The organism is Bacteroides xylanisolvens XB1A (assembly GCF_000210075.1).
Taxonomy (GTDB): domain Bacteria; phylum Bacteroidota; class Bacteroidia; order Bacteroidales; family Bacteroidaceae; genus Bacteroides; species Bacteroides xylanisolvens.
The window spans coordinates 1,710,042-1,726,291 of sequence record NC_021017.1 but is presented as its reverse complement, the minus strand read 5'-3'; the positions used below and the strand labels follow the sequence as shown (position 1 = coordinate 1,726,291).

The following is a 16,250-nucleotide window of genomic DNA, read 5'->3' as shown; positions in this document are numbered from 1 at the left end:
GAGATTTGATAGAGTATTTATTACTTTTTGTAGAATGCCAAGTCTTCTTTATCGAAGTTTTCGATGAAGTTTGAGTGCTTTTCTACTTCCGCTTCTGCATAGTTCAAATATACATGTGCAGATTTGGAGAACAGTTCGGAAGACTTGCTGGCATCTTGAATCAGCAGGTGACACATGATAATGTCAGCAGCCATTTCCACCAGTTTGCGAGCGGTGAAGTCAAGCAATTCCTGATCTTGTACTTCTTTCACTGCATTGGTGCTTGCTTTGAATTTGTCAGCCATCTTTTTCAGACGAGACATCAGCGGTTCCATTTCCGGTGAGCAAGGAATGGTTTCAAACTCGCGGATAGTAGCGATGTAAGAACCATTGGTTACGTAACGGATAGCGGCTACTGTCTGCAACTGGGTAGTTCCTTCGTAGATGCTGGTGATACGTGCGTCGCGATAGATGCGTTGGCAAGCATATTCCATCATGAAACCTGAACCGCCGTGAATCTGAATACAGTCGTAAGCGTTTTGGTTCGCATATTCAGAGTTCATACCTTTAGCCAGCGGAGTAAAGCTGTCTGCTAATTTAGCATATTTCTTTTGTTCCTGGCGTTCTTCCGGAGTCAGTTTACGTTCGCGGGCGATGTCGTCCAATGCTTTGTAGATGTCTACGTAGCGAGATGTTTGATACAGTAAAGCACGTCCGGCATCCAGTTTGCCTTTCATGATAGCCAGCATGTCATACACAGCCGGGAATTCGATAATTGCTTTTCCGAACTGCTTACGGTCTTTAGCGTATGCCAAACCTTCATTGTAAGCTGCCTGGCTCAATCCTACAGATTGTGCGGCAATCCCCAGACGGGCACCGTTCATCAGAGCCATTACATATTTAATCAAACCGAGTTTGCGGTCACCGCAAAGTTCAGCTTTTGCATTCTTATATACCAATTCGCAGGTAGGAGAACCGTGGATACCGAGTTTGTTTTCGATACGACGTACGTTCACGCCACCCTGACGCTTGTCATAGATGAACATGGACAAACCACGACCGTCTCTTGTTCCTTCTTCCGAACGTGCCAGTACGAGGTGAATATCCGCGTCACCGTTTGTGATGAAACGTTTCACACCGTTCAGTAACCAGCATCCGTCTTTTTCGCTGTAAGTAGCTTTCAGCATAACAGATTGAAGGTCGGAACCAGCATCCGGTTCTGTCAAGTCCATTGACATCGTTTCACCTTGGCAGATGCGTGGGATAAAGCGGCTGTGTTGGTCGGGATTGCCAAACTCATAAAGAGTTTCGATACAGTCTTGCAATGACCAGATGTTTCCGAAACCTGCATCGGCAGCAGCCACGATTTCTGCACACATGGTGTATGGGGTGATCGGGAAGTTCAGACCGCCGAACTTACGTGGCATGGTCATACCGTTCAAGCCGGCTTTTACCATTGCGTCCAAGTTCTGTTTGGTTCCTGATGCATATTCTACGCGACCATTGGCACAGTGAGGACCTTCTTCGTCTACACCTTCTGCGTTAGGGGCAATGATTTCTCCTGTGATTTCTCCGGTAATCTCCAACACTTTGTCATAAGAGTCTACAGCATCTTCGAAGTCCAGCGGAGCATAATCGAATTCATCTTTATCTCTGTAATTGCGTTCTTTGAGTTCGCAAATACGTTTCATCATCGGATTGTTCAAGTGAAACTTGAGTTCCGGTATGTCTGTATAATAATTAGCCATCTTTCCTTACTTGCTATTTTGTTTATAATACTTAATCATCTTCGGCACAACTTCTTCGATAGTTCCGTTGATTACGTAATCGGCAATCGTGTTGATCGGAGCATCCGGGTCGTTGTTGATGGAGATGATGATACCACTTTCCTGCATACCAGCGATATGCTGAATCTGTCCGGAGATACCGCAAGCGATGTAGAGTTTCGGACGAACCGTAACACCTGTCTGACCGATCTGGCGGTCGTGATCTGCGAAACCTGCGTCAACAGCAGCACGGCTGGCACCTACTTCTGCGTGAAGTTCTTTAGCGAGGTCGAACAACAGGTCGAAGTTTTCTTTCGAACCTACACCGTATCCGCCGGCTACGATAATCGGAGAACCTTTCAGGTTGTTCTTTGCTTTTTCTACGTGGCGTTCGATTACTTTCACTACATAGTCCGTATCGGCTACGTATTTTTTTACATCGTGACGGAGCACTTCTCCCTGATAGTTCGGAGAGAGGATTTCTTTCTTCATCACACCTTCGCGAACGGTTGCCATCTGCGGGCGGTGTTCCGGGTTCACAATCGTAGCAACGATGTTACCGCCGAAAGCCGGACGGATCTGATACAACAGGTTCTTGTAAGTCTTGCCTTCTTTCTTGTCTTCGTGGTCACCGATTTCAAGTGAAGTACAGTCGGCAGTCAATCCGCTGGTCAAAGCAGAAGAAACGCGCGGACCGAGGTCACGGCCGATCACAGTAGCACCCATCAGACAGATTTGTGGCTGCTCTTCTTTGAAAAGGTTCACCAGGATAGCTGTGTGAGGAAGTGAAGTATAAGGGTAAAGTCCTTCGCCGTCGAAAACGTGAAGTTTGTCTACTCCGTAAGGAAGGATTTGTTTTTCAATATCTTTGAGGCCGGTTCCGGCAACCACTGCTTCGAGCTGACAGTTCAACTGGTTGGCTAACGAACGACCTTTGGTCAGAAGTTCGAGGCTAACGTCTAAAACGTTACCTTCTTCTATTTCGCAATATACAAATAAGTTATTCATGATTATCCGATGGTGTGGTTAGCTAATAGTTCAACAATCAGGTCTTCCACGTCACGGTCGCTGCCGCTGATGGTTTTGCTCTCTTTAGCCTGGAACACGATGTTCTGGATGGCTTTCACTTTTGTCGGCGAACCGGACAGACCGCATTGTGCGAGGTCACCGTTTACGTCGGCTACGCTCCATTCTGCCAGATTCAGATAATCGCGCTTGTCGTACAGGTCGGTATAATCAAGATTGCCTTGCTGTTTTTCAGTCACAGTTTTGGCATGCTTGTATTTCTGAACCAATTTAGCGTTACGCGGACGGCAAGGAGCTGCAGAACCGTTGACAGTAATCACGATAGGCAGCGGGCCTTCTACAGTTTCAACACCACCGTCGATGTGACGTTTCACCTTAATCTTACCATCGCCTACTTCCAGAATTTCTTCTGCGTATGTGATTTGCGTCAATCCCAGCTTTTCTGCTACCTGCGGACCTACCTGTGCCGTGTCACCGTCGATTGCCTGACGGCCACCGATAATAATGTCATACTCACCGATTTTGCGGATGGCAGTGGCAAGTGCGTAAGACGTAGCCAGTGTGTCTGCACCAGCGAAAGCACGGTCGGTTAATAAGTAACCGTTATCTGCACCACGGAAAAGTCCTTCACGAATAATGTCGGCTGCCCGTCCCGGTCCCATTGTCAGAACGGTTACGGTAGAGCCTGGATGAGCATCTTTCAATCGGAGAGCTTGCTCGAGAGCATTCAGGTCTTCGGGGTTGAAGATGGCGGGGAGTGCCGCACGGTTAATCGTTCCGTCGGCTTTCATGGCATCTTTCCCAACGTTACGTGTGTCGGGAACTTGTTTTGCCAATACAACAATTTTCAAACTCATGCTATAAATTTTAGTATTAGTATTTCTACAAGTTAGCAGCCAGTAGTAAAGTAGTAATCTCTTGCTATCCAAACTATCCGGTTAACTATCAGCGTGCAAATTTACTCAAACACTTGGTTCTGACAAGAAATCCGAGTAAAAAATGCACAGGTTTAAGAATTTTGAGCAAAATAGGAGGGTTTTTATAGGGTTCTTAAAATGGCGGAATAGAAATGGAAGTTACAAATATAACATCCTTTTATTCCTTCAGCAGAACTTCGATGGCTTCAATAAAGTCAGTTGCTTTAGGCAGCAATTCGTCTATTTCTTCCTCACTTGAATAGGCAAAATCATCATAATCACTACTATGCCGACGTTCGAAAAGTAAGGAAAAACAACGTCCCAATTCACGTGACATACGACCGGTAGCGACGAAATGCAATCCTATCATCTGTTTGACACCTGCATGGGTACCAGGATTTATCTCGTGTTTAATAAGCAGAGCGACTGCTGCATAATAACAGGCATAATAAAGACGGTTTACAGCTGTATTATAATAGCCTTGTTGTTTTAGATAGGGTATTTCTTTCAGCGTTTCTTTAGCACGTAGAAAACGGTAAGCTGACAGTGCCTCAATATTTTCCCTGTTTAATTGTTCTTTCATAGTACGATCCCCTCTTTCATTACATTCATACCAAAAGGTGTCTGAAAAGGACGGTTTTCCCAAATCTTTTTCAGCAAGACACGTGCATTTATTTGCACTCCCGTTTCTATTTCTATATCGTAGAGCGGAGTGATGATACGGTCTTCTTCTTTGACGGTCAATTTATTACCGTCAACCAATATCAGTAAATCAATATCGCTATCAGGACGGGCATCCCCACGTGCCTCACTACCATATAAAATGGCTTGAGCTTCCGGTGCCACCTGTGTTAAAGCCTTCCGTATTCGTTCTACAATTTGTGGACGTTTCATATTTATTGCTTTTTATTTACGAACAAAGTTATATAAATTATTCGAGAAGTCAAGAGATACAGCTATTTATTCTCTTTAAGTGTTAAAATGACAGTTACTTATTTTATTGTATACCGATTTCGGCCAGTCCCATTGGTTCACCATCATGTATCATCCGTGTTGCTTTCAGTTGTACATAGCGGGCGTTAACCGGAGTAAAGTAAACCGATTGCAGAATCGGATTATTCTTTATATTGGAAAATTCATCTTTGGCTACTACCTGATTGACAGCATTACTATCCGTTCCGACAGAGATTTCATAAGAGCTGATTATTCCTTATATTATATTCACTCTGGTCGGGAAGATAGTGGAATGAGGTGATTGTGCGTTCCTCTCCCAAATCAATTAATAATGTATTTCTGTTGATGAAGCAGGTGGTCTGATTGTTTTTATCCATACATTTCTGTGCTTCCTCCGCATCTACTCCAATGAGCGTGAACGGATAACTCTTCAACTCTTCTGCTTTTGCAGTATATGTATCGGAAGTCTCTCCTGCATAGTAGGCTTCTATGTTATTGATACAGAGGCAAGCTCGCGAATCTGTAAAACGGACACGGATCTTATCTGTGGTGACTGTCTCGAAACGAAGAAGACGTTTATATCCGATAGTGGTCGTTTCTTCATTCAATTTTACCGGAAGCCATTCGCCTTCCTGGTTGTATTCTACAACGAATGATTTGACACGTTGCCCCAGAGGTATATATTCCTGTAACATCATGCGGTTAATCTTTTCCGTTTGAGGCAGGTCAAACTCGATGGTGGCAGAGTTGACGCCGTCATTGGTAGCCCAATAAGTATCATACTCACCATCGGTCACCGCTTTTGCAGAGAATGTTTTCCCCCGTTCGTCCGATGCTTTGGGAGAAAGTCCCGCCAATAGGTTGTGTGCCAGTTGCTTTTGTACGTTCTGGTGGAAGTTTACGGCGTTGGCAGAGTCTGTCGGATGAATCAGTCCGTCACGATCGACCGGGAAGTTGAGTAACAATGTTGCGTTATGACCTACGCTACGGTAATACAGATCGGTCAATGCATCTGCTGTTTTCACACGGTCGTCTTCTTCCAGATGATAGAACCATCCCGGACGGATGGATACATCACATTCTGCGGCTACCCATTGGTTGCCGTCGGCATGGCCATATTGCAATTCACGATATTTGGGGTAACCCGGATAAACTTCTCCGGCACGGAGAAAAGACCAGTTGGTAGCTCCTGCAAATCCGTTTTCGTTACCTACCCAACGGCAGCCCGGACCTCCATCCGAGAAGATAACAGCCTGTGGCTGCAACTCGTCGATCAACTTATAGGCTCGCGGATAATCGTAATAAGTTTTGCGGTCGATAGTACGACTGTCTTTTGCTCCGCCATACCAGCCGTCTCCGCCATTGGCACCGTCAAACCAGATTTCAAAAACATCACCATAGTTGGTTAATAGCTCGTTGAGCTGTTTATAGAAGTATTCTACGTATTCGGGAGAACCATAGTTGGCTTGATGCCTGTCCCAGGGAGACAGATAAACAGCGAATTTAATGCCGTACTTCTTGCAGGCATCCGATAGTTCGCGAATGATGTCGCCTTTTCCGTCTTTATACGGGGTGTTACGGATGCAATATTCTGTCAGTTGAGTAGGCCACAGGCAGAATCCGTCGTGATGTTTGGCTGTCAGGATCACTCCTTTCATGCCGGATTTCACAAACGTCTGTACCCATTGCTCGCAATCCAGTCGGGTGGGATTGAATGTTTTAGGATCGGAATCACCGTATCCCCATTCGCGGTCGTTGAATGTGTTAAGTCCGAAGTGTACGAAAGCGTATGTTTCCATTTTTTGCCATTCTACCTGCTTGGCTTCGGGAATGGGCAGGATAGCTTCCGGTGCTTTGACCGAATTACAGGCACTTAATAGAAGGAGGCCTGCTCCGAAAATAAGAAAGTGTTTTTTCATGGGGGTAATTTATTAGTTAATAATTGAGTGTAAGAATCATCTACAACGTAATTCCGAATACAAAATAAAGTTGCTCTTCATAGGGGTTGGCTATTAGTTTTCCGAATATGGGCAGAGAGAAGTTGGATGTTATTTTGATTTCTTTCGTTGCGGATAATCCGATATTGACTACATTGAATTTGTCGGAGTACATACTTTCCCAAGGGGTAAAACCAGCTTCGACGCTCATGTTAACATCCTTCACGCTGAACGGATAACTCAATTCGCAATAGCTGGACCAGGCACGTTTTCCGTTTTCACGGTAGTCGTTTCCGGCAAAGGTGGTGTACCAGCTGACTGATAATGGAAATTTCTCGCTAAGCATATATCCGGCTCCTACTTCAAAAGTATGTCCGGTGGAATGTGAACTGTAATTGAAGTATTTGAAAGGTTCTTCTTCTGTTTGGGTAAAATAGTTGTTGGCGTAGAGAGTCAGGTTTTTGTATTCGTACTCCAGTGACAAGTCTATCTCATTATTCTTTTCGCGAAATTCGGTGGAACCCCATGCATAGACGGTCAGGCCTTTCCAGTTGAGGCCGAGTGAGGGTTGCACACTTGCATTGCCGCTGTCCATACCACGCCAGATGTAGCTACTTACAAAATCTGCGGTTATAAAAACTTCTTGTGCCTGTGCAAAGGCTGCGTAACATAAAATAGCAATAAGTACGATTTGTTTTTTCATTATTATTGGTTGTTTTTTTCATTTACAGATGCCAAAGATACAAAAAATGTATGAATCGTAACTGACTAATTATATTCTGTTAAAATGGCAGAAATGAAAAGATTGCTATTTTATCGGCATACATACCAATACTTTACAGCCTTTGGTGTAACAGGTGTCAATACTTATATTACCGCCGAGCCGTTGGATAATGATACGGCAAATGTAAAGTCCAAGTCCTGTACCAGGTTTGAAATCATCTACTTTGGTAAATCGCTCGAATACCCACTCTTGTTTGTCGGTCGGTATGCCTATTCCCGTGTCGGTTACGGAAATAACCACTACTTCTTGATCTTCGTCAATCTGACAGGTTAATGTGATTGTTCCCTTTTCTGTGAATTTTGCTGCATTACTCAATAAGTTACCGATCACTCGTGAGAGGTAAAAAGCGTTAGTCGGTATGATTATTTCTTTCTTATCAGCTTCGGTAATGCATAATATGTCAGAATTTAAGATTTTTTCTTTTAGTATTTCCATTTCTTCTATACAAAGTCCGTATATGTCGGTAGGTTCAACCGGTAGTGGTTCATAAGAACTGACAAGTTCGGATAGTTCCAGTATATTGTTTACTATAGAAAGCAATGTCGTGGAATTGTTTAGTATTAAGTCTTTGAATTCTTCACGAGTCACAGCATCTAGGGATTCATCTGTGATTAGTTCGGAGAATCCGGCTATAGAATTCAATGGAGTCCGTATCTCATGGCAGATAGAATTAAGAAAAGCGGTTTTCATTTTTTCGCTTTCGGTGGCTTTTTCACTTTGTTTTTTGACCTCTTCATTGGCAATCATCAATTTCCTATGCATCTTTTTCAGTCGTTTCACCATATAGCGTTGGTAGATACTCCACGCAATTAGTCCTAGTAATAAAATACAGGAAGCGATGAGCGCTATTTGTTTGTTTTTATAGGCAAGGCTCATTTTATCCAGTTCCAGTTTACTGACATCAAAGCGTGTCTGCATTTCCGCCATTTGTTGTTCTCTCTTTGTTATTTTGTTCTTTGTTTGTAGTTTATTGCCCTCTTTTAAGGCCAGATATGCGTTTTTATAATCTTTTATTTTGTAGTAAAGTCCTGCTTTTACTGCGTAGAGCGGGATAAGGACTTCCGGTTCATAATGTTCCGTAAGGATAGTAGAGTCGATGTAGGTGATGGAGGCTTGGTAGTCTCCAATCGTTTTATAGTATCTTGCTCTGGTTTCGTATGTACTTTTCATCTTGTTTTTCTTTCGGGCTATTCCCATGTATTTTTCATAATACTTTTGGGCTTCCTTTCTGTCAATAAGGTCTCCGAGAAAAATGATTAATGAATATTGCTTCATATAATAGTCTGATTCATCAAGAAACTTTCGCTCGAAAGAGGTATTTTGGCTGTTCCACTTTTTATGAAGTTCAATCATTTTGTTGATTTCATCCGCTGCCTTTTTGTCGTTCACTGCCGTGTATAAGTCCGATAATTCATAACGACATAATATTTCAAAATGGATTCTGTCTTTCATAGGAAATTCTGAGACTTTGTCCAGTGCTCTCTCTATATAAGGTATGGCTTTGCCTATTTCGCTGTATGCATGAGTCAGCAGAGAAAAATAATCCAATGATACTCCTGTGAGGTATTCCCATCTAATTTGTTCTTCGAGTGTCATATCTTGCAAGTTCTCATTTTTCAGTTCATTTAGTTCTTGTTCAATAAGCTCCAATGAATTGTTTTTTCTCATTTCCATCCAGATATTGTAACAATACAGATAGTCGATGAATAGCGCGTTGTGGCTTTCCGGAAGCACCTGTTGGGCGATATTTATATATTTTTTTACTATCTTTTCGTCCTTCGAAGCATATCTTTGGACGAGTGCGTCCAAAGCAAGTTTCGTAATATATTCGTCTTCAGCCTTGACTGCTTCGGTGAGTGCTTCATTCCAATACGTAGTGGCGATATTTATGCTGTCGACATAAATATCAGCCAGATGTACGTATATGATAGCCTTCTTCCCGGCATCCGGGCAATCTTTTAATAAGTTTTGTAAACTATCTGCTGGGGTAGATATGGCCGTAGCAAACAGAATGCATGGAATCATAAGTAAAATTCCGGAGATGAGGCTGATTTGTGCTTTTAGGTTGTTCATAAGCGTATCTGTCTATGAAAATTATCTCGTACGGCATCTTCTGCCGCTGATTTAGAGTAAGGATATGTGATAATAATAGTCGGTTCTTCTTTCAGATTGGAAATAACCGTGTATGTCCCTCCGAAATATTCGATTGTCAGACGATTAATCCGATGGCGGACATCCGTTTTTCGGATCTGAAACTCCGCATCAGCAAGTGGAGTATTGATGATACGGAATACAAGTAACTTTTCCTGTTCATTACAATATAAGGAGAACGTGACGTGTCTTTGCAAGTCACAGGGAACCGGATAAATGAGCGTGCTTACAATGACCTGTGTGAAGCGGGTGATATCCAGTTGGAAAGCCTGCTCTTTGATGGTGGTTTTGAAGTCAATTTGTATCTTTCCCTTATTTCTCATTTGTGCTATGCTGACAATATCCGAACATAGAGGAATAATATCATACTCCTGTACTTGCCATTTTGTTTTTCCGGCTTCCAGTCTCGATAAGTCAAGTATGTCATTCACCAGTTGTATCAATTCGGTCGAATTGGTTTGGACAATTTCAGAGTACTCTTTCCATTGAGCGGTTTCTATGCTGTTAGGGTCCTGGGTCATCAATTGTGAGAAGCCCAGCACGTTATTAAGTGTACTGCGGATGTCATAACTCATATTGGAAAGAAAATGGCTTTTCACTTCATTTGCTTCTTCTGCTATTTGAGTCATTTTTTTGATTTCTTCCTCCTCTTTTTTTAGTCTTTTTTTTACGTAAAAGATGCGGATAGTGGCAGGTATTAGAATGATTAATGCAATAGTGATTAATGCCAGTTCGATTGTTTGAATGATTGACCGATGCTTTTCCTTTTCCAGGAGTAATTCATCTATTTTTTTCATTTCGTAGATCTCTTCCATTTGGCTCGTGGATAAGTGCTGGTAGAAGGTGTCTTTCTTTGCCAACAGATTACGCAATAAGGGAATAGCCTCATCTGTCCGTCCTGCGTCAGCAAGTATCCCTGCCCGTTTTATCCGGTAGTCGAGACCGTTGTTGTCCGATACTCCTGAAAGCAGATTGATGGCGGAGTCTGCATAAATCAGTGCTTTGTCATACATTTGCGTAATCCGGTAATATTGGGCATATACATCGTAATAGAGTCCCCGGCAGGGGATATAGTCCGTTGGAGAGAAATATTCGTTCATCTTCTTGAGGTGAATACGGGCTTCGTCTATATGACCATTTTGCAGATAATAGTTGGCGTATAATGTTTCCAATAAGAGATAACTGGTGTGATGAATCCTTAATTTGAATTTTGCTTCTTGGCGGGACATTTTGTCCAGTACGATTTCAAATTCTTTTAGATATTTCAGCGATTCTTCGCTCTCTATAGATGCACATGCTAGGGATATCTCCTGTAAGATATCCTTTCTTTCTTCTAGGGAAGCGGTGGCAGGTAGCAGGCGGTAGGCTTCGAATCCTGCGTTTTCTCCTTCTTTGTATCGAGCGGACATCAGATAAGCGTTCATCAGACATAATTTTGCATAGCGCATACCTTGTGTATTGTTTGTTTGGGAGGCGAGACGATACATTTCTTCGGCCTGTGTGATGCTGTATTCTATTTTGTGCTCTATGATATGCATCAAAATTTCCGCCCGTTTGGCTGAAAAATAAGTATTATAGTATTTATGCTTCAGGGATATTTCTGTCAGTTTGTCCATCCACAATTTTGTATTTTTCCCGTCTTGGTGGTTGAAATAATAGACAACATACGCATACATGGCAAGACACTGGTACTCTATGTCCTCTTGTACGGCTGCTTCTTTTAGCAGTCGGTCCAGGTAATTGAGGCAGGACGGTGACATAGGGTCTTGGTAAGCTAATAAATACAGGACGTTTAGTCTTGTTTTGTTGGCAGGTATAGTATCCAGTACCTGCACCAGGCTGTCTTTGACAGTCATTGCTTGGGCGGTCTGGATTGTTATTAGTCCCAATAATATGATGCAGAATATGCCGATTCGTTTCATGCTTGTTCCTCCTTTCTTTCTTCCATTGGTCGGACGGGGTGTGTGAAACAGAATCTGCATCCGTCGGTGTATGCCGGATCTATCCATATCTTTCCACCGATGCGTTCAATAATCAGTTGGCAGATAGACAACCCGAGCCCCGATCCCTGCGCTGTTTCGTTTAGTTTTTCGAAGCGGCTGAAGATGTTCGCCTGTTTTTCCGGGGGAATCCCGCAGCCCGTATCTGTTACGGAGAAAAGTGCATATTCATCTGATTGTAATTCTACTTCAAGGGTAATGCTTCCTTCGACAGTGAATTTAGTGGCGTTGATGAGCAGGTTGATGAGCAATTGTTGTAAACGTGAATCATCTGTATACAGTTGCAATGAGGTGAGTGGTGTTTTAAAACGGAGTGCTGCCCGGGTTTGTTTTACTTTGTTAACGGTATCGATTACATTGTTACAGATGGCAATAGCATCGTGGGAGCCGAAACTGAATTTCATTTTGCCTACTTCAAGATTGCTCAGGTCGATTATGTCATTAATCAGTTTGAGTAACAAGTCTGAATTTTGCTGTATGACATCGCTGCATTGCCGGCGAGTTTCCGCATCCAGTCCCTGGTCAGTCAGTAGATTGGAGAAACCGGAAAGGGCACTGAGCGGAGTGCGGATTTCATGACTCATGTTGGAGAGAAAAAGGCTTTTGGCATGCATGGCACTTTCCGCATTTAGTCGTGACTGTTCAAGACATTTCTTTGATTCGGCAATCTTTTTGTTTTGTTTTAATATATGTAGCGCCAGGTAAATAATGACAACCAGAATGATGGTGCCGATAAGGATACCGCTCATGAAAATGCGGTTATGTTCGACCTTGTTCTCCACTTTCATCCGGTTTTCCTGATAAGAAGCGCGTAGATTGTTGATGCGGTGGGTATAACTGGGAGAAGCAATAGAATCTGTGATGCGACTGATCTTTTCGTATAGTCGGGCGGCTTCTTGAGGATCCCCCTTTTTTATCAGCAAGTTTGCTTTTAAGTGAGATACTTGTAAGTAGGTTATCGATTGCATTTTTTGTTTGATACTTTGCAGTACGTTATCATAACATAACAAGGCGAGTTCGTTTTTTCCGATTGTTTCGTTATATAATCCTTGTGAGCAGAGAAAAGGGGAGTAGTAATACGGCTCTTTGCAGGAGTGGTAGATTTTTTCTACTTCGAGGAAACTATCCTGCGCTTTCTGCGACTCTCCTGTCATTATATAATATGCCACATCGGAACAATAATGGAAGAACAAAATGGTTTGGTTGGTATGCATGGCGTCTGATTTTAGCAGCATTTCCCTGTATGATTCCGCTTCTTCCGAGTTGTGTTCTCTGATGAAAATCTCTTTCAGATGTAACATTGCCATTTCTTTGTAATAGTTGCCTTCCGAAGAAGATACAGGATGAAGGATTGCTTCTTTGTAAGCGTTGGCTGCCTCTTCAGTCATATTTGAGCAATAATAGGCATCTCCGATAGCTGTATTGGAGAGTGCTATTCCTAAATCATATTTCAGAGTTTCGGCTTTTTCATACATAAGCCGTGCTTCGTCGATAGCTTGCCCGATGTTGCCGGATAAAGAGTGTGCATGTACTAATAGTTGTTTGATTCGGAAGAAAAGTTCTATTTGGTTCTCTTGTTCAAGTATCGGACTTAGTTGCTGTTCCCATATTATGATACTGTCTATAGAGGCTATCGAATCATAAGCAAGGTTGGCATTGATAAGATGCTGTAAGGCGTACAAATGTTTGGAAGTCCTGTCCTTTGAATGTAATGAAATGCATACAAATAGGTTGATGATAAATGATATGTAAACAGCCTTTTTCATTTTGGGGATGTTTTGTTGCGTGAGTGTTTATTATTTCTCCCCAAAAATAAACAAAAAAAGTAATAATTGTCATAATTAGTAGGACAATTATTACTTTTTCTTTTTATTTAGAAAGTGACGTCCATTTTCAGTACGAAAGTACGTGGAGCGGCAACTGCCATCGGGCGGTAGCTGTATTCTTTGTTAAACAGGTTATTTACCATGAATTGGAAAGCTACTTCTTTCGTTACTTTTACTCCGAAGCGCAAATCAACGGTAGCATAGGGCGTGTTATGTTTGTTCCAGTAAGTAGCAAGTGTTTCTCCTTTAGAATAACCGAAAGCGATGCCGCGAACGTAATCCATCAAGTCGAGTTGTGCTTTCGGACGTTCATCCATCATCAGGTAATCCACTGCGAGGATTTTACTCTTCCAGGCAACGTTCGCACCCAGATTGATACGTTTCCACTGGAAATCTACTGTCGCTTTAAAACTGTGTTTCGGACGATACTTCAGGTACTTTCCGGTGTTAGATTTTTCTTTCATTTGAAGAGGATCAGTATAAAGATCCTCCGCATCATTGCGTTCCTTATAATCCGCATCACGGGGTTCGGTGTATACATACCCTAAATTATAGAACAACTTTGTGTTCTTATTGAAGTTATAAACACCGTTTGTCGATATTTCCACTCCGTAGATTTGTGCTTTCGATACGTTATGAAACTGTGCTCCGATTCCGAAACCTTGACCACCGGTTATCATTCGGATGGCATCACTGATGCTGTTAATCATCGTATAGTCCGTATTATTGAATAGTCCGAACTGGAATTCGACCATATCCTTATATTGTGTATAGAATCCTGCAACATCTACAAATCCCTGGAAATTACCAATCTTATATCCTTGCTTGAATCCCAATTCCGCATTAAACCCTTTTTCCGGTTTGATATCCAGATTCGGGTAAACGCCGACTCCTCCGATATCCTTGCGCAGGTATTTCTCATTGATGGACGGGTTACGGTAACCTTGTCCGAAGCTGGCACGGATAAAACTGTAATCTGCCAACTGATAGTTCAGTCCGGCACGGAACACGGGGCGGAATGGAACTTTAGTTCCGAATATCTTTGTTTCTGCTTCACGATGGTGATTGTTTACACGATAGTATTCGGCACGCACACCGGCAGATACGCTTAGACGGTCCCAGAAACGTTGGTCGTACTGGAAGAAAGCAGCTATGTTATCGCTTTTGTAGACTTCGTCCATGATGGCCGAATTATACCGTACATGCTCATAAGTGGCTCCGGTAGTGATTTGTGCGCCACTGTCCCATTTCTTGTTGAACTGATAATCAAGATAATAGTTAGTGCTTTTATCAGTCTGCGTCTTAGGAGTGTTTCGTGAAGGATTGAGTACGTCGGACACCCAGGGAATCAGGTCACCAGGCAATTGTCCGTTCGTCAGTCCTCCCAAATCACTGGGTAGCCCGCTGTCCATCACCCAGGAAATCAGATCACAATAATCGGCAGTCGTTGCGTTAGGGAAGATATTGCCTAATGAAGTGAATACTCCATTCATGGCGTCTTCCAGATTACCATTGATTAGTCCTGAACCGATTCCCACCAATGCCGGGTAGAATGAACTGTAATCACCGCCTGCAATATTCTGTATCGTTTGGGCATCTGTCCCCATATTGCCCAGAATATCCATGATAGATGCTCCCTGGGTAGGACGTACGATATTGTCGGCACTATAATAGAAACGTCCCTTGATCTTATGTGACGTACCGTTTTCCGGATTCACATAGTTGACAAACGGGTCGATATGGAAATTATTATCTTCCCTGCCCATGTTGGTGAAAGGAGAGGGCTTGTACACCTCTGTCGGTGAACGCCAGATAAAAAAGTCACCATATTGATTAGACAGGAAATCGATATTAAAACCATAGTTCAACAGTTTCATTCCCATGTCCGGTTGGTGATAGGTTAGGTTACCTCCCATGCGGAAACGTTTGTTATGTCCTTGCTGGCGGTATCCTTCATCGGTGAAAAGATTAAGGCTGCCACTGACGTCGAAATTACCGATACGACGGGCGTGGGAGAGATCGAATCCTTCGTAAATCGGATTACGCACACCACTAAGAAGATTTCCGCGCAGAATCGGTTTGACCGAATATTTATCTTCTTTCCAGAAATTCTTATCACTCCATTGGTATTCGTCATTCTCCGCATCACCATAGATACCGAGATATGCGCTGAAACGTGTTTTCGGAGCTAACCCCGGACGTGCGGTGCGGATATTGATGATACCATTCAAAGCCGATGAACCATATAAAACGGAAGAGGCTCCTTTGATTACTTCAATCTGCTCGATATTCTCCAAAGGTACGGTGTTCCAGTTGATTTCGCCTGTCTTGGGATTCAGGGTACTCATACCATCCACCAGAATCTGACTGCGTGCACCTACTCCGTATGTCCATCCGCTACCACCACGTATGGAAGGTTGTTTGTCAACAATATCCACTCCCGGAAGAGTGCGGAGGGTAGACGATATATCTGTTGGTGCCTGGCGGGCAATGTCACCGGCTTTCACTACATCCATGGAAACAGTGACATTACTCAATTTCTGTTCAAAGCGTCCGGCGCTGACCACGACTTCCTCCAGCAGCTTGGTGCTTTCTTTCATGTAGACGTTTTTGGTGATTACCTCACGCCTGTCGATTACGATCGGCATCAGTACATCTTCGTAGCCCACATAACTGAATACGAGATCGACACCCCCTTCGGGCAGCTTGATTTCATAAGCCCCATGAATGTCGGACACTACTCCCTGGTTACCCTGTAACTTATACGTAACGGCTGCTCCCACCAATGGCTCATTGGTATTTGCATCATATATATGTCCTTTCAGCGTTTGGGCAAAACTACCCCCAAGGCTGGTGAAGCATAGTAGCAAAGTTAGAATATATATTTTCTTCATTGTTTTCTTTTTTGAT

General features: G+C 43.0%; 10 protein-coding genes and 1 pseudogene. All 11 read right to left on the bottom strand.

The window, feature by feature from the left end; all coding sequences use genetic code 11:
• Positions 1-20 precede the first annotated feature (20 nt).
• The gene (locus BXY_RS07050) at positions 21-1,727 is read right to left on the bottom strand and encodes an acyl-CoA dehydrogenase family protein (RefSeq protein WP_015531558.1); all 1,707 of its coding nucleotides are present in this window, start codon (positions 1,725-1,727) and stop codon (positions 21-23) included.
• A gap of 6 nt (positions 1,728-1,733) precedes the next feature.
• The gene (locus BXY_RS07045) at positions 1,734-2,753 is read right to left on the bottom strand and encodes an electron transfer flavoprotein subunit alpha/FixB family protein (RefSeq protein ID WP_008644790.1); all 1,020 of its coding nucleotides are present in this window, start codon (positions 2,751-2,753) and stop codon (positions 1,734-1,736) included.
• A 2-nt stretch (positions 2,754-2,755) separates the two neighbouring features.
• The gene (locus tag BXY_RS07040; protein ID WP_004314244.1) at positions 2,756-3,628 is read right to left on the bottom strand and encodes an electron transfer flavoprotein subunit beta/FixA family protein; all 873 of its coding nucleotides are present in this window, start codon (positions 3,626-3,628) and stop codon (positions 2,756-2,758) included.
• A gap of 238 nt (positions 3,629-3,866) precedes the next feature.
• Positions 3,867-4,271 carry a HEPN domain-containing protein gene (locus BXY_RS07035; RefSeq protein WP_009039294.1) on the bottom strand — a complete coding sequence of 135 codons (405 nt, stop codon included), beginning with the start codon at positions 4,269-4,271 and terminating at the stop codon, positions 3,867-3,869.
• Positions 4,268-4,582 carry a nucleotidyltransferase domain-containing protein gene (locus BXY_RS07030; protein ID WP_009039295.1) on the bottom strand — a complete coding sequence of 105 codons (315 nt, stop codon included), beginning with the start codon at positions 4,580-4,582 and terminating at the stop codon, positions 4,268-4,270. The genes BXY_RS07035 and BXY_RS07030 overlap by 4 nt, the downstream gene beginning before the upstream one ends.
• Before the next feature lie 103 nt (positions 4,583-4,685).
• Positions 4,686-6,561 (bottom strand): annotated as a pseudogene (locus BXY_RS07025) (alpha-L-fucosidase).
• 40 nt (positions 6,562-6,601) lie between these two features.
• Entirely contained in the window at positions 6,602-7,282 is a 681-nt protein-coding gene (locus BXY_RS07020; RefSeq protein ID WP_015531556.1) for a hypothetical protein, read from the bottom strand.
• Positions 7,283-7,387: 105 nt separating this feature from the next.
• On the bottom strand, positions 7,388-9,436 hold the full coding sequence (locus BXY_RS07015; protein ID WP_015531555.1) for a sensor histidine kinase: 2,049 nt from the start codon (positions 9,434-9,436) through the stop codon (positions 7,388-7,390).
• Entirely contained in the window at positions 9,433-11,523 is a 2,091-nt protein-coding gene (locus BXY_RS07010; RefSeq protein ID WP_229096954.1) for a sensor histidine kinase, read from the bottom strand. The genes BXY_RS07015 and BXY_RS07010 overlap by 4 nt, the downstream gene beginning before the upstream one ends.
• Positions 11,433-13,280, bottom strand: coding sequence for a tetratricopeptide repeat-containing sensor histidine kinase (locus BXY_RS07005; RefSeq protein ID WP_015531553.1), 1,848 nt, complete (start codon positions 13,278-13,280; stop codon positions 11,433-11,435). Before BXY_RS07005 ends, BXY_RS07010 begins: the two co-directional genes overlap by 91 nt.
• 107 nt (positions 13,281-13,387) lie before the next feature.
• Positions 13,388-16,234 (bottom strand): TonB-dependent receptor, encoded by a 2,847-nt coding sequence (locus BXY_RS07000; protein WP_015531552.1) that lies wholly within the window; start codon positions 16,232-16,234, stop codon positions 13,388-13,390.
• Between the last annotated feature and the right edge of the window lie 16 nt (positions 16,235-16,250).

What these genes read in the sequence shown, in the direction of transcription:
- BXY_RS07050 (WP_015531558.1), bottom strand. Translation starts at nt 1,727, where the DNA reads ATGGCTAATTATTATACAGACATACCGGAACTCAAGTTTCACTTGAAC.
- BXY_RS07045 (WP_008644790.1), bottom strand. Translation starts at nt 2,753, where the DNA reads ATGAATAACTTATTTGTATATTGCGAAATAGAAGAAGGTAACGTTTTA.
- BXY_RS07040 (WP_004314244.1), bottom strand. Translation starts at nt 3,628, where the DNA reads ATGAGTTTGAAAATTGTTGTATTGGCAAAACAAGTTCCCGACACACGT.
- BXY_RS07035 (WP_009039294.1), bottom strand. Translation starts at nt 4,271, where the DNA reads ATGAAAGAACAATTAAACAGGGAAAATATTGAGGCACTGTCAGCTTAC.
- BXY_RS07030 (WP_009039295.1), bottom strand. Translation starts at nt 4,582, where the DNA reads ATGAAACGTCCACAAATTGTAGAACGAATACGGAAGGCTTTAACACAG.
- BXY_RS07020 (WP_015531556.1), bottom strand. Translation starts at nt 7,282, where the DNA reads ATGAAAAAACAAATCGTACTTATTGCTATTTTATGTTACGCAGCCTTT.
- BXY_RS07015 (WP_015531555.1), bottom strand. Translation starts at nt 9,436, where the DNA reads ATGAACAACCTAAAAGCACAAATCAGCCTCATCTCCGGAATTTTACTT.
- BXY_RS07010 (WP_229096954.1), bottom strand. Translation starts at nt 11,523, where the DNA reads ATGGATAGATCCGGCATACACCGACGGATGCAGATTCTGTTTCACACA.
- BXY_RS07005 (WP_015531553.1), bottom strand. Translation starts at nt 13,280, where the DNA reads ATGAAAAAGGCTGTTTACATATCATTTATCATCAACCTATTTGTATGC.
- BXY_RS07000 (WP_015531552.1), bottom strand. Translation starts at nt 16,234, where the DNA reads ATGAAGAAAATATATATTCTAACTTTGCTACTATGCTTCACCAGCCTT.